This is a genomic window from Peijinzhouia sedimentorum, assembly GCF_049340005.1.
Lineage (GTDB): Bacteria > Bacteroidota > Bacteroidia > Cytophagales > Cyclobacteriaceae > CAXBDP01.
This window is the reverse complement of record NZ_JBMPIY010000008.1, coordinates 23,139-46,536: the sequence shown is the minus strand read 5'-3', so window position 1 is coordinate 46,536 and position 23,398 is coordinate 23,139. Positions and strand designations below refer to the sequence as shown.

General features: G+C 39.5%; 17 protein-coding genes. 12 read left to right on the top strand and 5 right to left on the bottom strand.

Translation table 11 applies throughout. The features are described 5' to 3' along the window. Positions 1 to 207 precede the first annotated feature (207 nt). The 3 genes from ACOXY8_RS11830 to ACOXY8_RS11820 are packed head-to-tail and all read left to right on the top strand — an operon-like array spanning position 208 to position 2,059. Positions 208 to 801, top strand: coding sequence for a LemA family protein (locus ACOXY8_RS11830; protein WP_458331807.1), 594 nt, complete (start codon positions 208 to 210; stop codon positions 799 to 801). A gap of 3 nt (positions 802 to 804) precedes the next feature. Then, complete coding sequence (locus tag ACOXY8_RS11825; protein WP_458331806.1) at positions 805 to 1,239, top strand: TPM domain-containing protein; 435 nt, start codon at positions 805 to 807, stop codon at positions 1,237 to 1,239. Continuing rightward, entirely contained in the window at positions 1,205 to 2,059 is an 855-nt protein-coding gene (locus tag ACOXY8_RS11820; protein WP_458331805.1) for a TPM domain-containing protein, read from the top strand. Before ACOXY8_RS11825 ends, ACOXY8_RS11820 begins: the two co-directional genes overlap by 35 nt. Positions 2,060 to 2,457: 398 nt before the next feature. On the opposite strand, the gene ACOXY8_RS11815 is transcribed toward ACOXY8_RS11820, so the two are convergent. The 3 genes from ACOXY8_RS11815 to ACOXY8_RS11805 all read right to left on the bottom strand — a co-directional run bounded on the left by ACOXY8_RS11815 (position 2,458) and on the right by ACOXY8_RS11805 (position 6,293). After that, entirely contained in the window at positions 2,458 to 2,916 is a 459-nt protein-coding gene (locus tag ACOXY8_RS11815; protein WP_458331804.1) for a hypothetical protein, read from the bottom strand. A 460-nt stretch (positions 2,917 to 3,376) separates the two neighbouring features. After that, the gene (locus ACOXY8_RS11810) at positions 3,377 to 5,701 is read right to left on the bottom strand and encodes a M1 family metallopeptidase (protein ID WP_458331803.1); all 2,325 of its coding nucleotides are present in this window, start codon (positions 5,699 to 5,701) and stop codon (positions 3,377 to 3,379) included. Between the two features lie 4 nt (positions 5,702 to 5,705). Further along, entirely contained in the window at positions 5,706 to 6,293 is a 588-nt protein-coding gene (locus ACOXY8_RS11805) for a HupE/UreJ family protein (protein WP_458331802.1), read from the bottom strand. Positions 6,294 to 6,359: 66 nt separating this feature from the next. Here ACOXY8_RS11805 and ACOXY8_RS11800 point away from each other — a divergent pair, with 66 nt between their 5' ends. Both ACOXY8_RS11800 and ACOXY8_RS11795 read left to right on the top strand, forming a co-directional pair. Then, the gene (locus tag ACOXY8_RS11800; RefSeq protein WP_458331801.1) at positions 6,360 to 6,857 is read left to right on the top strand and encodes a DUF6702 family protein; all 498 of its coding nucleotides are present in this window, start codon (positions 6,360 to 6,362) and stop codon (positions 6,855 to 6,857) included. A gap of 57 nt (positions 6,858 to 6,914) precedes the next feature. After that, the gene (locus ACOXY8_RS11795) at positions 6,915 to 7,673 is read left to right on the top strand and encodes a DUF3298 and DUF4163 domain-containing protein (protein WP_458331800.1); all 759 of its coding nucleotides are present in this window, start codon (positions 6,915 to 6,917) and stop codon (positions 7,671 to 7,673) included. Here the strand turns inward: ACOXY8_RS11795 and ACOXY8_RS11790 are convergent. Continuing rightward, positions 7,662 to 8,222 (bottom strand): 2'-5' RNA ligase family protein, encoded by a 561-nt coding sequence (locus ACOXY8_RS11790; RefSeq protein WP_458331799.1) that lies wholly within the window; start codon positions 8,220 to 8,222, stop codon positions 7,662 to 7,664. The two genes, ACOXY8_RS11795 and ACOXY8_RS11790, sit on opposite strands and share 12 nt — an antisense overlap. A gap of 163 nt (positions 8,223 to 8,385) precedes the next feature. On the opposite strand from ACOXY8_RS11790, the gene ACOXY8_RS11785 reads away from it, so the two are divergent. Next, entirely contained in the window at positions 8,386 to 10,929 is a 2,544-nt protein-coding gene (locus ACOXY8_RS11785; RefSeq protein ID WP_458331798.1) for a M14 family zinc carboxypeptidase, read from the top strand. A gap of 105 nt (positions 10,930 to 11,034) precedes the next feature. Further along, a complete protein-coding gene (locus ACOXY8_RS11780; protein WP_458331797.1) occupies positions 11,035 to 12,180 on the top strand; it encodes a hypothetical protein in 1,146 nt (381 codons plus the stop codon). Here the strand turns inward: ACOXY8_RS11780 and ACOXY8_RS11775 are convergent. Further along, positions 12,149 to 13,525, bottom strand: a complete 1,377-nt coding sequence (locus ACOXY8_RS11775; RefSeq protein ID WP_458331796.1) for an ATP-binding protein — start codon at positions 13,523 to 13,525, stop codon at positions 12,149 to 12,151. The two genes, ACOXY8_RS11780 and ACOXY8_RS11775, sit on opposite strands and share 32 nt — an antisense overlap. Positions 13,526 to 13,561: 36 nt before the next feature. Between ACOXY8_RS11775 and dgt the strand changes: the two genes are divergently transcribed. The 5 genes from dgt (at position 13,562) to ACOXY8_RS11750 (ending at position 23,225) form a co-directional block, all read left to right on the top strand. Further along, positions 13,562 to 14,911, top strand: coding sequence for a dGTP triphosphohydrolase (gene dgt, locus ACOXY8_RS11770; protein WP_458331795.1), 1,350 nt, complete (start codon positions 13,562 to 13,564; stop codon positions 14,909 to 14,911). Between the two features lie 116 nt (positions 14,912 to 15,027). Beyond that, a complete protein-coding gene (locus ACOXY8_RS11765) occupies positions 15,028 to 16,149 on the top strand; it encodes a DUF4221 family protein (protein WP_458331794.1) in 1,122 nt (373 codons plus the stop codon). Between the two features lie 125 nt (positions 16,150 to 16,274). Next, a complete protein-coding gene (gene ileS, locus ACOXY8_RS11760) occupies positions 16,275 to 19,676 on the top strand; it encodes an isoleucine--tRNA ligase (protein WP_458331793.1) in 3,402 nt (1,133 codons plus the stop codon). Continuing rightward, a complete protein-coding gene (locus ACOXY8_RS11755; protein WP_458331792.1) occupies positions 19,677 to 20,267 on the top strand; it encodes a signal peptidase II in 591 nt (196 codons plus the stop codon). A 141-nt stretch (positions 20,268 to 20,408) separates the two neighbouring features. Then, complete coding sequence (locus tag ACOXY8_RS11750; RefSeq protein ID WP_458331791.1) at positions 20,409 to 23,225, top strand: M16 family metallopeptidase; 2,817 nt, start codon at positions 20,409 to 20,411, stop codon at positions 23,223 to 23,225. Positions 23,226 to 23,398 lie beyond the last annotated feature (173 nt).

The window sequence follows — 23,398 nt, the reverse complement described above, 5'->3', positions numbered from 1 at the left end:
ATTTCTTGGGCATTTTTATTTGGATGAAAGCACAAAATCCTCCCGCCGATTTCTAATCAGCTGGAATAAACATTCAACAGCAAAATGAACCTCCGCTGGGTAGGTATTCGTATAGTTGTTGTTTAATTTATTAAATTGTATGAAAATAGCGGGAGTCAAAATTTCCGCATTATTAAAACCCAACAAAAGAATAATCTAAAAGAAAAAATGAAAAAAGGACTTATAATTACGCTCGTAATCATCGCTATAGTAGTCATTGGTGGTTACAGTTTTTTCAAAGGCACATACAACAGTATGGTGACTATGGAGGAAGGAATTAGTGGATCATGGGCGCAAGTAGAAAACCAATATCAGCGTAGAGCCGACCTTATTCCAAACCTTGTGAATACTGTGAGAGGCTATGCGGATTTTGAGCAAGAAACTCTTACAGGTGTAATCGAAGCAAGAGCGAAAGCAACATCGGTACAAGTAAATCCTGAAAACCTAGACCCCGCTCAAATAGCTCAATTCCAACAAGCACAAGACGGTCTGTCATCTGCTCTGGGTAGATTAATGGTAGTAGTAGAACGCTATCCTGATTTAAAAGCTAATCAGCAGTTTAGTCAACTTCAAGTGCAATTGGAAGGCACGGAAAATAGAATCTCAGTTGAGAGAATGCGTTTTAACGAATCGGTGCAAAGCTACAATGCTTATATCCGTCAGTTCCCAAAAAATATAATTGCAAATATGAGCGGCTTCGAACGCAAAGGTTATTTTGAAGCAAGCCAAGGCGCCGATCAAGCTCCAGTAGTTGAATTTTAATTTATGCCTGAATTACATTTTACAGACCAAGACAGAAAATCCATCATTGACGCAATAGAAACTGCCGAAAAACAAAGCTCTGGAGAAATACAGGTGCATATCGAAAATAGATGTGCAGAAGATGTATTAGATAGAGCGGCGGAAGTTTTTGCTTTGCTCAAAATGCATAAAACTGAATTGCGAAATGGGGTACTTTTCTACCTAGCTGTCAAAGATCACAAATTTGCCGTGCTTGGAGATAAAGGAATCAATGCAGTAGTGCCAGATAATTTTTGGGATGATGTAAAAGAACTGATGCAAAATCATTTTCGCAAAGGTGAATTTACCATAGGTTTGCGGGAGGGTATTTTGCTAGCCGGAGATCAGCTAAAAAGCCATTTCCCAATCAATGGCGATAATAAAAATGAATTACCGAATACGATTTCGTTCGGCAAATAATACACCCATATTGACTATGTATCGAATATTCATATTCCTATTTCTAAGCTCATTTACGCTATTCGCTCAAACAATCCCTGAGCCAATGTCACCACCAAGATTGGTCAATGACTTTGCAAATGTGTTGTCAGAAAAAGAAAGGGATCAGCTTGAAACCAAACTTCGCCTTTACAATGATTCTACCTCAAGCGAGGTAACAGTTGTAACGCTAAATACCATCAACAATGATGATGTTACTCGATTTGCCATAGACTTAGGTGAAAAATGGGGCGTAGGCAAAGAAGGTAGAGATAATGGCGTAGTGGTATTAGTGGTAGTTGAGGATAGACTGGCTGCTATTACTACAGGTTATGGAATGGAAGGAGCAATTACAGATGCTTCTACTTATACGATTCGCGAACGATATATGAATCCTAATTTCCGAAATGGAGATTTTTACAAAGGGTTGGATGAAGCAACAACAGCGATATTTAAACTGGCATCCGGCGAGTGGACAAGTGACAATCTGAAAAGAACTGGAAACTCATCTTCGCCATTACCATTCTTAATTGTTTTTTTCATCATGTTTATTGGCATCCCCATCCTCATTACCATTGTAGGTGTGCGCAAATACAAAAAGCAACATTTTGGTGGACATACCGATTTGGGTTGGCTAGCAATTTTGGCATTGATGAATAAGGAAAATGCCTCAAAACGCAGCAATAGAAGTGGTGGATTTGGCGGATTCTCCGGTGGCGGCGGAAGCTTCGGTGGTGGCAGCAGCTTTGGTGGGTTCGGCGGCGGCAGCTTCGGTGGCGGTGGTTCTGGTGGGAGTTGGTAATTATCCTCCTTTGTTGACTGACAATTGATTGAGAAAGTATAGTTTGTTATCAGGTAGATAAATAAGTATTGGCATTTCTTAAGCTATTTCAATAGTTTAGCTGCTTTCCAAGTCCGTTTCAATTCACCACTCTTTTAACTTTCTCACAAATTTATTGTGACTCAAAAGCGATTTCATTTGCGTGATAGCCAACTATTCGGTATTTGCAATGCCGAACCCTAATACGGAGGATTTGCAATCCGACAATATCAATTAGCCTCAAAAAACTAATCTCACCAAACATAGGAGATGCAATGCATTGCGTCTCTTATCTATTATTAAATCCGGACTTTCTAAACCCATCGAATTCAATGAGTTTTGAACTGGAATTAAACCTTGGCCCCCAAAATCCAAAGTAGCTATTCTAATTTTAGATATACAATGTGATAATCGTCATTACTGTTAGTGGAGAATCCGCTAAGAGTTAGCGTGTCATTAGAAACCATCAGTTTCTCACATCTTGTGGTTTCCGGTAATGTTAATATTACATCACCTGATTTAAGGTCTCTTATATTGTTATTATCAAATTGGCAGTCTTCTGAGATCTCAAATTTTTCAAATTTCGGTGGGTTTACCGTCCCCTCTTCTACAAATTTAACTGTTGATCTCACAAATTCTGCTGTACGATAAGGATATTCAATCTCTTTCCATTTTCCTTGTAGTTGTTCAGTAATTTTAATCTTATCTATTTTAGTTTCCTGAATTTCCTCTACTAGGATTTCATCTTGTGTAGAATTAGACGAATTATTTTCTTTATTCTGGCTCTTACAAGAAGCAATCAAAACTATAAGAATAATTAAAAGAGATTTAATTTTCATATCCATAATTTTTAGTATCAGTTAAATAGTATTCTTGATTGAATGTCAACTAATGCACTGTGCAACAGGTTAATAACCATAACGCATTTGCTCATATTCAATAATTTCGCATTATAGAATAGGTCTTTTCCTCTACCCTATTTGTCTAAACGTATATTGTTGATTTCGTTGTACTAACGAAACTATTCTGATTATATATCTAACGTGTTTATAGGTTTTTTTATTTGATTGAATCATTTGGTGCTCGCACGCTTATAATTCCTTCTATTCAATTAGGCTTGTATTAATTTTTATTTATCTGTTAAAATCAAAGAGTATGTTTTGAGATACTCCATACCTAGTTTGAAAATTATAGATTTTAAAAATCAAGATTCTCAACCCCAACAATAAAACCAAGGTGGTCTAACAAAAAAGAGGCTACCCTTTCAGACAGCCTCTTCATCTATAAATCAAAAGATTCTTATCGCCTTCTGTTCGCCCTTTGCATCGGGTTGCTATCATTAGCTGCGCCTCTTGGAGTGCTTTGTTGCTTAAATGCATCGAACCTGCTTGGTTGTAGGTTTCTTGGCCAATGGTTGTTGTATTCTTCCACATCGGCTGTTTCGCGGAATGGATCTAATCGGATACTTGCTACTTCCTTATTGAATTTGAATACTTTGCTCACTTGATTTTCATTCAACCGCCAAATCTCAGCTGGAATTTTACGCATTTCGGTGGTGCCATCAGTAAAAGTAAATTCTAAGATTAGCGGCATTACCAAACCTCCAATATTTGAAAACTGCATTTCGTAGAAGTTCCATTCACCATTGAGCATTGCTTTTTCTTCCGCAGTCAAATTTGCTGTTAATCTTTTATAAGCTTCTTTCTGTTCTTCTGTAACTTCAAAAGGATCATAGCTATTGTAGAAATCCTTAATGATGGTTGGCTTACGATCAGAAAGATATTCCATTCCCAATTCACGGTTACGGATGTTGTAAATGCCTTCTTCCTCTTTGGCAAATTCCTCCCTCCTTCTAGGGTTATCTACTTCTGGGTTTTGCGAATTCAATTTATACCATTCCACATTGTCTATGGCAATGTCAACATTATCTATACTGTAAAACCAACCTCTCCAAAACCAATCTAAATCAACCCCACTGGCATCTTCCATAGTGCGGAAAAAATCGTCTGGAGTCGGATGCTTGAATGCCCATCTGCGCGCATATTCTTTAAATGCATAATCGAATAGCTCACGCCCCATAATGGTTTCGCGAAGTATGTTCAAGGCTGTAGCAGGCTTGGCGTATGCATTTGGGCCAAATTGAACAATATTTTCGGAGTTAGTCATTATGGGCTCCAACAAGTCTTTTGGGCTTTTCATATAGTCCACAATCTTATGAGCAGGCCCTCTTCTTTGCGGATAATCAGGTTCCCATTCCTGCTGTGCTAGAAATTGCACAAATGAGTTCAAGCCTTCATCCATCCATGTCCATTGGCGCTCGTCGGAGTTGATAATCATCGGGAAAAAGTTATGTCCAACTTCGTGAATAATTACGCCAATTGCACCATATTTTGTAGCTGCTGAGTACGTGCCATCTGGTGCTGTACGTCCATAATTAAAGGCAATCATTGGGTATTCCATCCCATTTGAAGCCTCAACCGAAATAGCTACAGGGTAAGGGTAAGGAATTGTGAACTTGGAATATACTTCCAGTGTATGCGCTACAGCTTGAGTTGAATATCTGCTGTAAAGGGAATAAGCTTCTTTTGGATAATAGCTCATGGCCATTACTTTTTTGCCATCGATATCCACACCCATTGCATCCCAAATGAATTTGCGAGAACTCGTCCAAGCAAAGTCTCTCACATTTTCTGCATGGTACGTCCAAGTCTTTGTGTCTGTCGATTTGCTCTTTTCGTTGCGTTCAGCTTCCTCCCGCGTAATAATCATCACTGGATTCTCAGCATTTTTTGCTTGCTCAAAACGCTCTCTTTGAGCTGAAGTAAGTACATCGTCTGGATTTTGTAATTGACCTGTTGAGCCAATTACATGATCTGCAGGAACGGTAATATTTACTTTATAATCTCCAAATGGAAGGGCAAATTCACCTCTGCCTGTAAATTGCTTATTATGCCATCCTTCATGATCTCCATACACCGCCATGCGAGGAAACCAACCTGCTGTAGTGTACAAATAATTACCATCATCAGGAAATAATTCATAGCCTGGACGGCCACCATGCACTAATCTATCGCTGATATTGAACCACCATTTGATCCTTACTTGCACCTTTTCACCAGAAGCCAATGGAGTCGGAAGATCTATTCTCATCAAGGTTTTATTGATGGTATATGGAAGTGCATTTCCATTTGCATCTTGTACAAATTCAATCTTGAAGCCCAAGTCTTCATCATGCGTTTCGATGGATTTTAAAGCATCAAAACTCATTCTATTGCGAATGGTAGTACTTGCAGCCTTGTAATTATCAGCATCTCTATCTCTTACATTTTCGTCCAAATGCAGCCATAAGTATGAGAGTATATCTGGTGAATTGTTGTGGTAGGTAATCAGCTCACTTGCGTAAAGCTTTTGGTTTTGATCGTCTAATTCTACATCAATTTCGTAATCGGCTCTTTGCTGCCAATACATATGGCCAGGTGCTCCAGACCCAGTGCGATACACATTGGGGGTGCGAAGTTCAGTGCCCAATTGCTCAAAACGATTGGCATGATTACTTGTACGCTGCTGCGCTTGACTAATCAAGCTTATGTTTACTAATAGAAGAAGTATAAATAATTTTTTCATATGCTTACCAAAATTTGGCTTCAATGATTAAAAGTAAGGAAATTCCCGCAATTGCTGAGTTAATAACTAAATTCCAATCGCGACGGTTTATACCAAACAGCCCAATAAAAATATAACCTGCCAGCAGAAAAGCTCCAACCACCACAATCTGACCTATTTCGATTCCGAGATTGAACGCAAGTAATTTCGTAACTACCTGATCGTCTTTTCCTAGTAATGCCCTCAATTCATTAGCGAAAGCCATACCGTGAATTAAACCAAAAAAGGCAGCATAAAGGTAATTCAATTGGAATTTGGATGTTCGCTGGAATGCACTAGAACCCTTCCAAATATTCGATGCCGCTGTCACGAAAATGGTAACAGGAATCAAAAATTCGATGATATCAGATTGTGCTTTGAAGAAATTGAGCGTGACTAAAGCAAGTGTCAATGTATGACCTAACGTAAATGCGGTAATAAGAATTAAAACTCTCCTCCAATCACGTAATAGATAAATAGAGCAAAGCGCAAGAATAAATAAAATATGATCCATCCCATCCATCGCCAAGATGTGGTGGACTCCTACCTCATAAAACAATTGAAAAGTTGACATGTATTTAGATAGTTCGTCTAATTTTGGATTCGAATTTGTAATATTAAAGGTAATTTTTCAAATCCTATGAAAGTATTCCTATCGGCGGTTATTTTAATATTTGTACTAAGTGCAGCCAGTTTTGATCATCCATTCCATGTCAGTGTATGCGAAATCAATCATAATGCTGAAAAACAACGTGTCGAGATTATTCACAAGATATTCTGGGACGACTTAGAAGCTGGCTTAAATAAAATGACAGGAAAATTTATCAATGTCTCCAGTCCTGATGATCCTGAAGAATTACAAAAAATCATCTCCGAATATATTAGCAAGCATGTTTCCATAAGTTTAGATGGTAAAAAGCGGGAGGTAATATTCATTGGCTCCGAGCTCGAGGAAGATGCAGTGTGGTGCTATTTAGAAATTGAAAACATTGCAGCTTTCCAATCCATCGAAATTCAAAACGGCATCTTAATGGAAATCTTTGACGATCAGATGAACCTCATCCATGTAGAAAACAAAGGAAAGCTAAAGAGCCTTCGATTTAATAAACGTAAATTTGCAGACAGTCTTACTTTTTAATTCATGCAAAATTTAGCTCTAATATTTTTTATATCTCTTGCCCTATTTGCTTGCGATATGAGTTCAGAAGAGGATGCCAATTCAGGCAAACTCTCCACCTCGCTCCAATATGATACCATCGCCCTCAATGATAGTATTGGCGATTGTTCCAAAGGCGAAGGCCCTTGTGCGGAAATAAGTTTTACCTATCCCAATTTCACCAATGCAGCTAATGCAGAGGTTTTGGATAGTCTCAACGCTTTCGTTGTAAATAGAATGCAGCTTTTTGAAGAGGGCGATACTATTATGACTATGTCCTCATACATGCAATTGTACTTGGATGGCTATCAGCAATTGGTAGATGATATGCCTGAATATAGAATGCCTTGGTCTCTGGAGAGAAACATGGATGTACTTTTCCAAAACGATACAATATTGAGTTTGTCCTTTTACGAATATGTATTTAGTGGAGGGGCGCACCCAAACAGTGCCACACAATACTACAATTTCGATTTATCTACAGGTAAACGTATAGATTTGGATGATCTATTTACAGAAGGTTATCGAGATGAACTGAATCGAGTGGGTGAATACCATTTCCGAATGTTGCGCCGAATTCCCGAGGAGGAAAAATTAGAAGATCAAGGATTCTATTTCGAGACAGAAGGATTCAGCTTGAATGACAATTTTGCCATTAATGGACAAGAGTTGATATTTTATTTTAATTCCTATGAAATCGCACCTTACGCAATGGGTCCGACAGAAATACATATCCCATTGTACGAGCTGAGCGAGTATTTGAAACCTGAGTTTAAGAAAGAAAAACTAACACTTTAGAAAAGGAAACTCTTTATATATTTCCCATTCCTTTTGATTGTGTTTGAGCAAAACTAAGCTGTCGGCATCAAATGATTCTTTGAAAATCCGATCCTTATTTTCCTTCCATGCTCGATCAAAATAGGCAGGTCTCAAATCACGGAAAGCCACAGTCATATGTGGATTGAAAGGATAATCCCGCCAATTGGCATTGAACACATTAAATTCTCGTTTCATCAAACGAGTAATATTCTGCTGCAATTCATGTAACATTTCAGGAGCCTTTACATTTAAGAAAATCACTCTTGGCTTAAAGGCACCAAATCCATCCAATTCGATGGGAATGCTTGGTACTTCCTCAGCGAGCTTGGACAACGCAGCAAAAAGAACTTCCTCCTTTTCAACCTTCCACTGAAAAGGCATATGCAAAGTAACATGAGCGGGTGAGCGTAGAGAGGCTTTGGTATGGTAGGCTTCTGCAAATTCCATTTTGATTTCCCGAATACGATCACGCAAGGGTCGCTTCGGTACAATTGCCAAAAAATATAAGCCTACATCTGTTTTCGTCATTATTTACCTTCTAAATAAGTTATTTGCCTTTGCAATAAGCTTCAAAAAGCTGAAATTCTCATTATCTCCTCACATAATTCTGAAAATAATTAAGCTCAAGGATATCCACTTTCCGGATTATGATTTTGTGCCTAACTTACCACAGCAAAATTCCCTTTACAAAATGCGTAAAATTTACCTAAGCTCGATTTTATTTCTAAGCATTTGCTTTTCTGCATTTGCTCAAAGCTCACTTCAATCTCCAGCCGACTTCCTTGGATACGAGTTGGGAGAGCATTTCACCTATCATCACAAGGTGGTTTCATATTTTGAACATGCTGCTACAGCCATGCCTAATAATGTGAAAACCATCCAATATGGTCAGACTTATGAGAGAAGGCCTTTGATGCTAGTAATGCTTTCGAGTGCCGAGAATATTCAAAACCTGGAAACCATCCGTACTGATAACCTAAAAAGAGCGGGTCTGATGGAAGGAACGCCTTCTGGCGAGAAAATTCCGCTAATTTGGTTTAGCTACAATGTGCACGGAAATGAGTCTGTAAGTATGGAAGCCGTAATGATGACCTTCCATGAAATGGCTACAGACCCCGCTAAAAAAGAATGGTTGGATAAGGCTGTTATAATTTTTGACCCATCGGTAAATCCGGATGGCAGAGATCGCTATGCCAATTGGTACAATCAAAAAGCCAATAAGATTTTACAGCCTGATATCAACTCTGTAGAACACCGTGAACCATGGCCAGGCGGGAGGGCAAATCACTACCTCTTCGACCTCAACCGTGATTGGGCTTGGCAAACGCAAATCGAATCTCAGAGCCGTATGAAAGTGTACAATCAATGGATGCCACAAATCCATGTCGATTTCCACGAGCAAGGGATCAACAACCCATATTACTTTGCTCCAGCTGCGGAGCCATTACACGAAATTATCACCGATTGGCAACGCGAGTTCCAGGTAACCATCGGTAAAAATAACGCCAAATACTTCGATCAGAATAGCTGGGCATACTTTACCAAAGAAAGCTTCGATTTGCTATATCCAAGCTATGGGGATACCTACCCAATGTACAATGGTGCTATCGGAATGACCTACGAAAAGGGCGGCTCTGGTGCAGCTGGACTTGGCGTATTGACCAACGAAGGAGATACACTTACACTTTTGGATCGTATAACACACCACCATACTACAGGTATTTCTACTATCGAAGTGACCGTACAAAATGCCGAAAAAGTAGTAGATGAATTTCAGAAGTTTTTCGACAGAAGCAGAAATGAACCTTGGGGTAAATACAAAACCTATATTATCCCTGGCGATCAAGAAGCTGATAGATTAATAGCCTTTACCAATTTGCTAGACAAGTTGGGAATCGAATACGGAAGCCCTGCATCCTCCCGCGATTTCTCGGGCTATGCATATCTCAGTACCAAAATTGATGATTTCACAGTAACAGAAAATGACATCGTTATTTCTACCTATCAGCCAAGATCAGTAATGGCCAATGTGCTTTTCGATCCAAATGTGAAATTGAGCGATTCCTTAACTTATGATATCACCGCTTGGGCAATGCCTTATGTATATGGATTGCGAGCGCGTGCTACAGAAACTAAAATTGACGTAGCAAAAGCTTGGGAAAAACCAACTGTAGCAAATAATGACCTCAGTGGTAAACCATACGCATACTTACTTCCATGGACAAGTATTGAAGATTTGAAATTCTTGGCTTCATTGCACAAAGATGAAATCACGGTACGCCAAGCAACGGAGCCATTCTCTATGAATGGCAAAGATTTCGAGCGGGGGACATTGGTAATCACACGCCGCAATAATGAGCACATGGGTGACAAATTCGATGAAAAAGTAAAAGCTCATGCACAAAGACTCGGTAGAAGCTTGGTAGCGGCACGCACTGGTTTTGTGAGCAAAGGCAAAGATTTCGGTTCAAGTTCTGTTCGTCTGCTCAAAGCGCCAAAAGTAGCTTTGGTGTCGGGTAGTGGTACTTCTTCTTTATCATTTGGTGAAAATTGGTATTACTTCGAACAGATAATTGATTACCCGCTTACCGTTTTAGAATCTGAATCAGTTGCAAGAGTTGACTTATCAGAATACGATGTATTAATAATGCCAAGCGGAAATTATGGTTCCATTGCAAATGATTCGTTTATGGGCGGCCTTAGGTCATGGATTCAAGCGGGAGGTAGATTGATTCTTATCGATGGAGCTTTAGGTACTTTTGCTGACAAAGACGGATTTGCTTTGAAAAGGTATGCTGACGATAGCGAAAAGAAAGCTGCCGATGATGCTTCGAAGGCCGATCGCAAGGATTCAAGATTGGAACCTTATGCCGACAGACAGCGCAATAGCGCGCCAAACAACAACCCTGGATCAATTTGGCTTACGACCATGGATGTAACTCATCCGCTAGCTTACGGATACAAAACGCGCTATTACAGTCTTAAAACATCATCGCAGCGATATGCTTGGTTAGAAAATGGCTGGAATGTAGGCGTAATCAAAACGCCAGAAAATCTGGTAAGTGGATTTGTAGGCTATAAAGCAAAAGATCGTTTCAAAGAAGCCTTGAACTATGGAGTGCAGAATTTGGGTCGAGGACAAGTAATCTATATGGCTGATAATCCGCTTTTCCGTGCATTCTGGCACGATGGACATTTGCTATATGGAAACGCGGTATTTATTGTAGGAAATTAATTTTTTTAGATCGATAGATATTAAAGCCCTGCAATTGAACAATGCAGGGCTTTTCACATACAAAACCGCCAATTTTTGTATATTCGATTTTAAATTACCATTACTATGAAAATTCTAGCTGTCCTCATTTTCAGCTTTTTGATGCTTTTTATTAGCTGCCAATCGGCTGCACCAAAGCTCGAAAATTTAGGGAAAGCAGGCCCAATTGAACTCAAACGCCAGCGAATTGCGATTCAATTGGATGAGCATAGTTTGCCTAGCTACCAGGTGTTTGCACACTTCGAGCGGAATCAGAGAAGTATGCTTTATGGTTACAATCCCAACACCAAGCAGTTAGACATTTTCAATCTCAATACGCAACTTGTAGAAGGACATTTGCCATTGGATAAAATCATTGATGCAGCAGATATACAGTTAGAGCAGATTTTTGTTTTTAGGGAAACTGATATTTTCCTTTTCGGAGAAGGCCAATTATTGCGAATAAATAGACAAGGTGAATTGCAGGAACATCATTCAGTACAAAACTCATGGAATGATGCGGGCTTGCAAGGCACACCTACTCTTTCGGCAAATTTCGGGTTGGAATATTTGCCAGAGCAGGATAGCGTTTTATTCTATTGCCAATATCCATTGGAGGAATTAAACCCAAGCCTTTCTGTGATTGCAAAATATAGATTGGCAGACCGTAGTTGGGAATTACTTCCTATTAATCATTTGGATGAAGTAGTACAAGCAGCAGAACTCGCTGGCCAAATGATAGAATTGGTAAAGGGAAACCAGTTTGACAATGAAAATCTATGGTTTGGTTATTTGTATGATAGCGCAATTAGTAAATTTAGTTTGGTGGATCAATCCATACAAATGAAAGCTCCACGAAATGATGGCGGAATGATGATGCATTTGCCTACGGAAACTAATAACACAAATTTGTTGCAAGCACATTTTATGCTCAACCCGCAGTATTTCAAGCCATTATCCCATCCTGATTCTTCATTTATCTTCCGTCCTTATTGGAAGGCAATGGATCTTAATGAAATCCAAGAAAAGCAATTGACAGATAAGCGCTTGTATATTTCCATTTTCAATGAAGAGGGGAATTATTTGAGTGAGTTTCCTATGGAGCCTTATCGCTATGGCATCAACAAGTGGTTTGCAGGTAGCAAAGGTCTTTACATTTTGGTTGATCATCCTCGTAACTTCAATAGCAACGAACGTTTTCTCAATATTGATTTACTACAGGCCGCTCTTTAGGCAAAATAATCGTGAAGGTACTTCCATTATTTTCTTGGCTATCTACCTCTATTTTACCGCCAAGTGCCTCAACCTGTGTTCTCACCAAAAATAAGCCAATACCCTTCCCTTCTACGTGAAAGTGGAACCGTTTATACAAGCCAAAGATATCCTCCCTCCATTTTTCCACATCAAATCCAAGCCCATTGTCTATAATTTTTATAAAGTATTTATCCGTCTCTTGATCAAGCGATACCCTCACTGCAGGGGCAATGTCAACTTGTCTGTATTTCAAGCTGTTGCTGATCAAATTTAGCATTATACTATATATATACCCTTTTATACCTCTAATATTATCACTTCCATTTGATTCAAAAGTAATGTTAGCATTTGAGTTTTGAATTATCTCATTGAGCGTAAGCTTTATTTTGGCTAGTATATCATCAAGGTCAATTTCTTCCCAAGGGACATTCACGCTATCTTTAATACGAATAGTTTGGGACAGGTCCAGAATGATTTCATCCAGCCGATGTGCAGAGGTTTTCAAGTGGTTTATCACTTGATTATTGATTGGATTTTGGATATTGCTATTATCAAATAATTGAACCAATCCTTCTATTTGAGCGACTGGCGTGCGTAGATTGTGTGAAACCATAAAGGCAAATTGCTCCAAGTTTTGATTTTGTGTGACTAACTGATCGAGAATCCGCATTTTCTCTTCTTGAGCAAGATATTCTGCCGTAACATCCCGCGCAATTGCTAGGGCTGCAGGCTCACCATTAAAATCTATCTGTATTGAGATGCCCTGTACATACACCAACCGTCCGTCTTTTCGCTGATGCTTCCATATTCCTACATCTTTCTTGTTTTCAGTGGCTTGAGCAATGGCAAGTCTTATTTTTTCTATTTCCTCCTTTGGCCTAATATCTAGGATGGTTTTAGTCAAAAACTCAGCTCGAGAATATTGGTAGGTTTCGCAGGCCTTATCATTCACTTCCAATATTTTGAATGTTTGCTTGTCATAAACCCACACAGGATTGGGAATATTATCGAAAAGCACCTTATAAGTCTCGCGGCTTTTCAGCAGATTTTTGGAGAGAATATACACCAATACAAAAAGCAATAAGCCAGACACAATTACATATGCAAAGCCTTTATAAGTTTGATAGTATTTGTAAAGCTCTTCGCTTTTCGGGCCAATTTTATCTGTAAAATATATCCATGCAAAGCCCAAAGGGAGATAAAGGAGTAAAACCCATAATGCGTTTCTAAAAGCGCTTTTGTTCTTTAAAAATAGTTTATGCATAGAACCGTAGAGGAAATATAAGCTCAATATAAGAGATAAAATGATTTTTTGATCGCGCATTTATTTGATTTATATAAAAGGGTTTAATTTTGACTTATGGCAAATAAAAAATGCATGGATTGGCAGAACTTATTAAACCCAATCCGTTTTAAAGCTGGCAGTCCGATGGATGCAGCATCGGCTGAATTGAGAAGTGATTTCGAGCGAGATTATGATCGCATCATATTTTCAGGGCCTTTTCGTAGACTTCAAGATAAGACTCAAGTATTCCCATTGCCTGAGGAGGGTTTTGTACACAATAGACTTACGCATAGTTTGGAAGTAGCCAGTGTGGCGCGTTCCTTAGGACGAAATGTGGGTAAGGAATTATCCTCCCGCCATCCTGATTTGCAGATAAATGCAACAGATGTGGGTGCCATTACTTCAGCTGCTGCACTTTGTCATGATATCGGCAATCCACCATTTGGCCATGCTGGAGAAGAGGCCATTTCTGATTTTTTTAAACATGATATAGCCGCTCAAGAATTCAGAGGCTATATGAACGATGCCGAATGGACCGACTTGACCAAATTCGAAGGAAATGCGCAAGGGTTTAGATTGCTAATGCGGGAGGAAGGACAAGGCCTTCGCTTAACTATTCCCACATTGGCAGCATTCTCCAAATACCCAAAACCAGTAAACATACAAGGAATAAAAGACCGCAAAAGCCAAAAGAAATACGGCTTTTTCCAAACTGAAAAAGAGGCTTTTACGCAGTTAGCAAATTCCATTGGTCTGCTAGAATTAGAAGGATCTTGGGTACGCCATCCCCTCACATTTTTGGTGGAAGCGGCAGATGATATTTGCTATTACCTGATGGACTTGGAAGATGGCTTCAACATGGGTTTAATAAGCTATGAAATTACACGAGATTTGATGGCTGCTTTGCTCAAGGAAGATTATCGTCCAGCCAAATTGGATCAATATCCAGGTATAAAAGAGCGGATTGGCGTATTGCGAGCCTTAGCTATTGGCAAATTGATTGAAGAATGCTCGAATAAGTTTCTTGAGCTAGAAAATGAATTGCTGGAAGGCACCTTCGATCAAGCATTGACAGACGTGATCCCATCAGCTGTTATATTGAAGAAAATCAGTAAACTATCTGTAGAGGAAATCTACCGATCCAAACCTGTACTCGGGCGGGAGGCTTCAGGATTTGAAGTGCTTTCGGGGTTGATCAGCCGTTTTTCAAGAGCCGTTTTCCATAAGCAGTTTGCCCCCGATAGATTGCATGCGCAAGACAAAGTGATATTTCGTCTTCTACCTGAAAATGCAAAATGGCAATTGGAACAAGAAAATATAAACCTATACTCCGCCTTGCGAATTGTGATTGATGTAGTCTCCGGCATGACAGACAAAGAAGCTTTAATTCGATTCAGAACCATTTTTGGAATTCCGTTGAGATAAATGCAATTCAGCTATTGTTTTACTCAGAGAAAGTCATTTACCGAAATATGAAATATTCCCATTAAAATTTTTTTTTGAGTGAAATTGGCAATCTTTAAAAAATATTGATGCTGAGAATGAAATACTTATTTGTCTTCATAGCTACTTATTTCCTGATTTCCTGCCAAAGCGAATTACCGGAAAACAAATCAATTGAGGTACTTAATTTCATAGATAGTTTGATAATCCCAATAGATGAAACCATTCCACATAACCCAGGAGTGGTGGATTATTTGGGAGATGAAAACTTATTAGCCATTACCAATACGCAAGGCAGATCAATAATGCTTTTCGATTTGAATGAGAAAAGCCTAGCGCAAAATATCGAATTTGAAAGAGAAGGACCAAATGGAGTTTCATATCTATTTGCCATGTCATTTGCTTCAAAGGACACCATTGTAATTTTAGATGGATATCGAGGAATAAAACTGAGCGACCGAGAAGGAAATATTTTGCTTTCAAGCGTAATGACTTCTGCAGCAGGTAATTTTATTCCGGTGAAGCCAATATTGGCAGGAAACAACTTGGTAGCCTATAGCCGAGGACCTATCAAGGCCTTTAATGTGGATAATTTCTTAAACAAAGCGAATAATTCCTTGGCCATTACCTTTCACACTGTTGACAGTACACAAAATCAATGGCTTAGCTATCCTGAAACTTTTGGAAACGATACTTGGGTTGCGCAACATCTTTGGTTTTATCCAACATATAATAAGGCTAGTAATCAATTGATTTTCGCTAATGCAGGTTCGGATTCTATTTGGGTAATGGAGGGAGATCGACTTCAAAATCAAAAACAAGTGTATTTTGGGACCCAGAGTTTTATCGCACCAACAAAATACACCACTGGCATGCCAGGCCAAAACACCCCTGTAGAGCAAGAAGATATGGATAATTGGTTTATCAAGGAAGCAAGTGCTTATGGTGCTATTCACTTTGATGAGTTCAGTCACTTGTATTATCGACTTATCAGTTTGCCAAATCCATCAGGAACCAGCATTGCCGAGAAGCCAATGGGACTGTTAGTTGCAAATGAGGATTTCTCCGAGATAAAAGAATTCCGCTTACCTCCCGCAATCGAACATGAATTAGCAGCTGGTAGCTTTTTCACAACACAGGACGGACTTTATCTTTTCAATGGCGATATCAACGAAAGCCATTGGAAATGGTACCTTTTCAGACCAGCTGATCTATTTTAGGTCAAAAATTCTTGCCCGGATTATTTACAATCAGTAATAGTCCTTCATCAAATTGCGAATTTTTACCGCTTCTTTCCTGTGGATTTCAGATATTTGCCACTTGTTTGATAAATAAAGGATAGGTAATGATATACAGGGAATATAAAAACCCGAATTACGCGGAGATAGCAGCCGATATACTTAAATTCTGGAAAGAAAATCAGGTTTTCGAAAAGTCCGTTTCCAATCGCGAAGGAGCAGAAACTTTCACATTTTATGAAGGTCCGCCTTCTGCCAATGGCACACCCGGTATTCACCACGTAATGGCGCGTACGGTCAAAGATATTTTCTGTAGATACAAAACCCTCCAAGGTTTTCAGGTAAAAAGAAAAGGTGGTTGGGATACGCATGGATTACCTGTGGAGCTGCAAGTAGAAAAAGAGCTTGGCATTACCAAAGAAGATATTGGCAAAAAGATAAGTGTAGAGGAATACAATAAGCGTTGTCGTGAAACCGTAATGCGTTTCAAAGACGAGTGGGATGACCTAACCGAAAAGATGGGCTATTGGGTAGATCTTGATAATCCTTACATCACTTTCGAATCGAATTATATTGAGACATTATGGCACTTGTTGCAAAAGCTTTATAATAAAGGGCTTCTGTACAAAGGCTATACTATACAGCCATATTCTCCTGCTGCAGGTACGGGTCTTAGTTCGCATGAATTAAATCAACCCGGTACATACCAAAATGTGAAGGATACGTCCATTACAGCCCAGTTTAAATTGAATGGCCCAGACAACCACCCGCTTTTTCAAGAGCTTTGTGGTAACGGCCAAACTACCCACTTGCTAGCTTGGACTACTACTCCTTGGACTTTGCCTGCGAATACAGCTTGTGCCGTTGGCAAAAACATCGTCTATTCATTAGTCAATACTTTCAATCCATATACTTACGAGCCAGTAAGAGTGATTTTAGCTCAGGATAGAATTTCCGCCTACTTAAGCCCAAAAGGAAAAGATGGTGATTTGCGAGCCTACAAAGCTGGTGATAAGGTGATTCCTTGGGTGGAATTGGCCACTTACAAGGGCAGTGAATTAGCTGGCTTGAGTTACGAACAATTATTCCCAATTATCGAAGCAAAGGGCAAGGCATTTCAAGTGGTGGTAGGCGACTTTGTAACCACCGAAGATGGTAGTGGTATCGTACACACTTCCCCAACTTTCGGTGCGGACGATTACCGTGTAGCCATGGAAAATGACATCGTGCCGCTTTTGGTTACAGACGATGAAGGTAAAGAAGGGCCGGTGGTAGATCGCCAAGGGAAATTCGTAAAGGAAATTGGCGCTTGGATCGCTGCTAAAGTAAAAGAACATGGAATCACCACCCATAGAGAATTGGGAGAGGATGATTTCTATGTAAAAAATTATACCGCCGAGGACGAGACACATCCGGATTACAAGTCCACTGATGTGATATTGTCCATCATTCTCAAGATCGAAAATGCGGCCTTTAAAGTAGAGAAGTACGAGCACAGCTATCCACATTGCTGGCGTACGGATAAGCCGATTTTGTATTATCCGCTTTCGAGCTGGTTTATCAAAACTACTGCTTATAAAGATAGATTGGTGGAGCTAAACAAAACCATCAATTGGAAGCCGGAGTCCACAGGAATTGGCCGTTTTGGGAATTGGCTGGAAAATCTGGTGGATTGGAATTTGAGCAGAAGTAGATATTGGGGTACGCCATTACCGATTTGGAGAACTGAAGATGGCAAAGAAGAGAAATGTATCGGCTCAATCGACGAGTTGAAGCGGGAGGTTGAAAAGGCCGTTGCTGCGGGCATTACCGATAAAGGCATAACAGAGATTGATGGTGAAATAGATCTGCATAGACCTTATGTTGACGATATAATACTTCTTAGTGATTCCGGTCAAGCCATGTATCGCGAGAAAGATTTGATCGATGTTTGGTTTGATAGTGGTGCCATGCCTTATGCACAATGGCATTATCCATTCGAAAATAAGGAAGTATTTGAAGCGAATTTCCCTGCCGATTACATAGCCGAAGGCGTGGATCAAACGCGTGGTTGGTTTTTCACTTTGCATGCTTTGGCGGTAATGCTTTTTGATAGCGTAGCTTTCAAAAACGTAATTGCCAATGGCCTGGTACTTGACAAGGACGGCAATAAAATGAGTAAGCGTTTGGGCAATGCAATCAACCCATTTACCACACTCGATACGTATGGGCCAGATGCTACACGCTGGTATATGCTCAGCAATGCCAACCCTTGGGACAACCTCAAGTTCAATTTGGAAGGCGTGGCAGAAGTGCAACGTAGATTCTTCGGTACGCTTACCAATACTTATGCATTCTTTGCACTCTATGCGAATTTGGATCATTTCAAATTCGATGTGAACAAGCAAGTTGCTATAAAAGATCGCCCTGAGTTGGATCAATGGATTATGTCCAAGCTGCAAAGTTTGATTTTGGAAGTGGAGGCTGCGATGGACAATTACGATGCAACTCGTGCCACCCGCGCCATTATGAACTTCACTACGGATCAACTTTCCAATTGGTATGTGCGCTTAGCACGTAAGCGTTTCTGGCGTGGCGACATGACGACTGATAAGCAGGCTGCTTACGAGACTTTGTTTGAATGTTTGCAAAAGCTTGCCAGCCTAATGGCTTCATTTGCTCCTTTCTATGCAGAGTGGCTACATCAAAACTTAGCTGCTGGCGAGCAGGTTGGTTCTTTGCATTTGAGTAATTGGCCAGCTGCAAATAGAAATTGGATCAATGAAGATTTGGAGCAAAGCATGCAATTGGCGCAAGATGTTTCATCGCTGGTTCACTCACTTCGCAAAAAGGAAAAGGTGAAAGTTCGCCAGCCTTTACAGCGTATCTTAATTCCTGTATTGTCTTCCAAAACCAAGGATCAATTGGAACATGTGGAAGCTTTGATCAAAGCGGAAGTCAATATCAAGGAGATTGAGTATATAGATGATACTTCAGGCATATTGGTGAAAAATGTAAAGCCTAATTTCCCAAAGTTAGGAAAGCAATTTGGCCCGAAAATGAAAGCTGTGGCAGCTGCAATAAATACTTGGGGCAAAGCTGAAATCAGCGAGATCGAGAAAAATGGCACTATCAGTATTTCACTCGATGGTGAAACTGTACAGCTGGAATTAGAAGATGTAATTATCTCCTCACAAGACATTCCAGGTTGGTCTGTAGCTTCAGAAGCTGGACTTACTGTTGCATTGGATGTAAACATCAGTGATGAGCTGAAGCAAGAAGGTATCGCTAGAGATTTGGTAAATCGAATCCAAAATATGCGTAAGGATATGGGCTTGGAGGTACAAGACAAAATCAATATCCGCCTCGAAGCTGGAAATGAATTGGTAGATAAATCTGTTCAGAATTTCTCTGATTACATCTGTACCGAAACTCAAGCACTATCATTCGAAATAGAAAATGAGGTGGCGGATGGAACAGTATTGGAGATGGATGAGTTTGAAATAAAACTCTCAATTAAAATACAATAAATGGAATATAGACATGAGGAAATAGGGGAACATTCCAGCAGTTGGAAACCTTATTTCCTTTTTGTTCTATCCATAATCCTCATAGATCAATCTGTCAAGTTTTGGGTGCATTTCAATATGGATTTAGGGTTGCCAGGCCAAATAATCCTTATTGATGATTGGTTTAAAATCTATTATACTACCAATTCTGGAATGGCATTTGGCTGGGATTGGGATTTCACTTATGGTAAACTTTCTCTGAGTTTACTTCGATTAATCATATGCTTAGGGTTATTGGCTTATTTAGTCATTGGTAAAGCTCGCAAATACAAATTGCCGATTAGCTTGGTATCGGGAGGAGCCATTGCCAACCTGATAGATAATATCTTCTATGGAGTGTGGTTTGGCAATGAAGTGGCTGAAAGTAATACTCCCTGGTTTCATGGCAAAGTTATTGACATGCTCTATCTCGATTTATATGATGGATACTTTGCCTCATGGGTGCCAATCATTGGCGGGGATCCGGTAACTTTTTGGCCAGTATTCAATTTTGCTGATATTTTCATCTTTCTGGGTATAGGCCTATTGGTTAGGGCGATGCTGAAAAACTAGTTTTTTAGCCTAAAATTTTCATCTTTTAAAATCAGCCTTTTATTCGAAACAAAAACCGCTTGTCATTAGATGAAAACTAAAAACGCAATAATTACTAATTTTATTAATAAATCAATTTTAAATATTCTAAATATCAAAACTATGTGGAAGGCAAATGGTAGGAGGATATCCCTCTTAGCTGTTGGTTTGATATGTTTTGGATTCATTGCGAGTGCACAGCAACTCAATTTGGAACAAGCTATACCTACAGATCCTAATGTGAAGATTGGGAAACTTGATAATGGACTTACTTATTATGTAAGAGAAAACAATCAGCCTGAGAATAAAATGGAACTTCGCTTAGTTGTAAAAGCAGGGTCTATTTTAGAGGAAGATAATCAGCAAGGCCTGGCTCACTTTATGGAGCATATGGGTTTCAATGGTTCAACCAATTTTTCTGAGAATGAATTGATTTCATTTCTACAGAAAATGGGTGTTGAGTTTGGAGCTGATTTGAACGCTTATACAAGCTTTGACGAAACGGTTTATATTTTACCTATTCCGCTAAATGAGCCTGAAAATATTGAAAAAGGTTTGCTTGTTCTGTCTGATTGGGCATTTGGTGCATTGCTTACAGATAAAGACATCGATGATGAAAGAGGAGTAGTTGTTGAAGAATGGAGAACCGGACGTGGTGCTTCTCAACGTATGTCTGATCGCTATTTTGGGAAACTATTTCAAAATTCAAGATATGCTGAACGGTTGCCGATTGGTAAAGTAGATATCCTTAGAAATTTCGAATACGATGCGCTTAGAAGTTTCTACAAAGATTGGTATCGTCCAGACTTAATGTCTGTGGTAGCAGTAGGCGATATGGATGTGAACGAAATGACCACTTTGATCGAAAAGTATTTCGGTAAGCAACAAAACCCAGCGAATAGCAGAGAAAGGAAATACTTTGAAGTACCAGGTCATGAAGAAACTATTGTAGCAATAGAAACAGATCCTGAGCAAAGCTCTACTCAAGTAGAGATGTATATTAAGCATCCAAAAATCGAGACAAACACTCTTGCCGATTATAGAAAGGCTATCATTCGTAGTGCTTATTCTGGAATGCTCAATTTACGTTTGAACGAACTGCGTCAGCAAGCAGATCCTCCATTTATTGGAGCTGGAGTTGGGGTGCAAGATTTTGTTGCCACATCTACATTTTTCTCAATGAGCGCAGCTGTTCCTCAAGACGGCATTATCAAAGGTTTCGAAGCGGTATTACGTGAGAATGAAAGAGTAGCTCGTCATGGTTTTACTGCGGGTGAATTGGAGCGTTACAAAAAGCAATATTTGGCGAGCCAAGAAAGAGCCTTCAACGACAGAGATAAAACTGAGTCAGGTGTTTATACCAATCGCTATGTGTCAAACTTCCTTAGCAATTCTCCAATTCCTTCAACAGAATTCAGATATGAATTTGCTCAACAAGTATTGCCAACAATTACCGTAGCAGAAGTAAACAATATGGCAAAGGAGCTTTTCCTTGATGAGAATAGAGTAATAATTGTTTTAGGACCAGAAGCAGAAGGTCTTAAATATCCTACAGAGCAGGATTTGCTAGAAGTACTTACCAATGTCGAAAATGAGGAACTAGAACCGTATGAAGATACTATGGGTGGTACCGAATTGCTTCCTACTTTACCTCCCGCTGGTTCTGTGGTTTCACAAACAGAAAATGCCGCATTGGGCATTGTGGACTTGGAGCTTTCCAATGGAGTGAAAGTTACTTTGAAACCTACTGAGTTCAAAAATGATGAAATAGTAATGAGCGCATCTGCAAAAGGTGGTCAGTCACTTTATCCTGATGAAGATCACTTCAATGCAAGCTTTGCAAGTTCTATTGTAGCAAATAGTGGTGTTGGGCAGTTTAGCTCTACCGATTTACAGAAATTATTAGCTGGTAAAAATGCACGTGTATCGCCAAGTATTGGTATGTATTCTCAAAGCATTAGCGGTAATACAACACCAAAAGATTTGGAAGCGATGCTACAATTGACGCATCTGTATTTTACCCAGCCATACAAGAATGAAGATTTCTTCAAATCCTTCCAAACTTCTCAAAAGGCGCAGTTGGCTATGATCATGGCCAGCCCTGACATCCAATTCCAAATTGCTATCGGTAAATTGCTTACGCAAAATAATCCTCGTGGAGCATCACTTCCAACGGCTGAGGATATTGATGCTTTGAGCTTGGATAGAATGTTGGAAATATACATGGAGCGATTTGCAGATGCATCGGGCTTCCATTTCACCTTTGTGGGTAATTTTGACGTGGAAGCTATGAAGCCTCTACTAGCTCAGTACTTGGGCTCTTTGCCGGCGAGCAATAAAAATGAAACCTACAGAGATTTGGGGTTGACACCACCTTCTGGAAATGTAGAAGAAGTGATTAGAGTTGGACAAGATGATAAAGCAATGGTCGTGATGGTGTTTTCAGATGAAGATGAATATACCCTAGAAAATAGTGAGGTGATAAGCCAAATGGGTGAAATACTGACCATCAAACTTATTGAAACATTGCGGGAGGAAATTGGAGGTGTATATGGAGCAAGTGCGGGAGGAAGTGCAGGCAAAACTCCAAGTGAACGATACCAATTTATAGTGCAGTTCCCTTGCGCTCCTGAAAATGTAGAAAAGCTTACAGAAGCAACCTGGAGAGAAATCGAAAAGTTGAAAACTGAAGGCCCAACTGCAGAAGATTTGGCTAAAGTGCATGAAACTAAAAAACGCCAGTTAACTGAAAACAAAGAGCGTAATGGTTATTGGCTAGGTAGATTGAGCGGCTACCAAGCGGATGGAATTGATAAAGAAGAAATACTAAATTCTGAAGCTAGAATAGAATCTGTAACCCCAGAGGCTATCAAAGCTGCGGCAAATAAGTATTTGACCAAAGAGCAATATATCCGTATATTGAAATTGCCTCAAGAGTAATTTTCAAGATATAAACCAACATAGAAAAAGCACCTTATTTATGGGTGCTTTTTCATTTATATAGAGGTTGAAATTTATGTTTTATTGCACTCGATTGATTAATAAATTTTTGCTTGGGAATCAACCTCCCATCTTTAAAACTCGTTTAGGCATTCATTTGCTCAAACAATTTA

Coding starts and splice junctions, on each gene's coding strand:
- ACOXY8_RS11800 (WP_458331801.1), top strand. CDS start 6,360: ATGAAAGTATTCCTATCGGCGGTTATTTTAATATTTGTACTAAGTGCA.
- ACOXY8_RS11765 (WP_458331794.1), top strand. CDS start 15,028: ATGAAATACTTATTTGTCTTCATAGCTACTTATTTCCTGATTTCCTGC.
- ACOXY8_RS11785 (WP_458331798.1), top strand. CDS start 8,386: ATGCGTAAAATTTACCTAAGCTCGATTTTATTTCTAAGCATTTGCTTT.
- ACOXY8_RS11820 (WP_458331805.1), top strand. CDS start 1,205: ATGAATTACCGAATACGATTTCGTTCGGCAAATAATACACCCATATTG.
- ACOXY8_RS11790 (WP_458331799.1), bottom strand. CDS start 8,222: ATGACGAAAACAGATGTAGGCTTATATTTTTTGGCAATTGTACCGAAG.
- ACOXY8_RS11830 (WP_458331807.1), top strand. CDS start 208: ATGAAAAAAGGACTTATAATTACGCTCGTAATCATCGCTATAGTAGTC.
- ACOXY8_RS11775 (WP_458331796.1), bottom strand. CDS start 13,525: ATGCGCGATCAAAAAATCATTTTATCTCTTATATTGAGCTTATATTTC.
- dgt (WP_458331795.1), top strand. CDS start 13,562: ATGGCAAATAAAAAATGCATGGATTGGCAGAACTTATTAAACCCAATC.
- ACOXY8_RS11815 (WP_458331804.1), bottom strand. CDS start 2,916: ATGAAAATTAAATCTCTTTTAATTATTCTTATAGTTTTGATTGCTTCT.
- ileS (WP_458331793.1), top strand. CDS start 16,275: ATGATATACAGGGAATATAAAAACCCGAATTACGCGGAGATAGCAGCC.
- ACOXY8_RS11755 (WP_458331792.1), top strand. CDS start 19,677: ATGGAATATAGACATGAGGAAATAGGGGAACATTCCAGCAGTTGGAAA.
- ACOXY8_RS11825 (WP_458331806.1), top strand. CDS start 805: ATGCCTGAATTACATTTTACAGACCAAGACAGAAAATCCATCATTGAC.
- ACOXY8_RS11810 (WP_458331803.1), bottom strand. CDS start 5,701: ATGAAAAAATTATTTATACTTCTTCTATTAGTAAACATAAGCTTGATT.
- ACOXY8_RS11750 (WP_458331791.1), top strand. CDS start 20,409: ATGTGGAAGGCAAATGGTAGGAGGATATCCCTCTTAGCTGTTGGTTTG.
- ACOXY8_RS11805 (WP_458331802.1), bottom strand. CDS start 6,293: ATGTCAACTTTTCAATTGTTTTATGAGGTAGGAGTCCACCACATCTTG.
- ACOXY8_RS11795 (WP_458331800.1), top strand. CDS start 6,915: ATGAGTTCAGAAGAGGATGCCAATTCAGGCAAACTCTCCACCTCGCTC.
- ACOXY8_RS11780 (WP_458331797.1), top strand. CDS start 11,035: ATGAAAATTCTAGCTGTCCTCATTTTCAGCTTTTTGATGCTTTTTATT.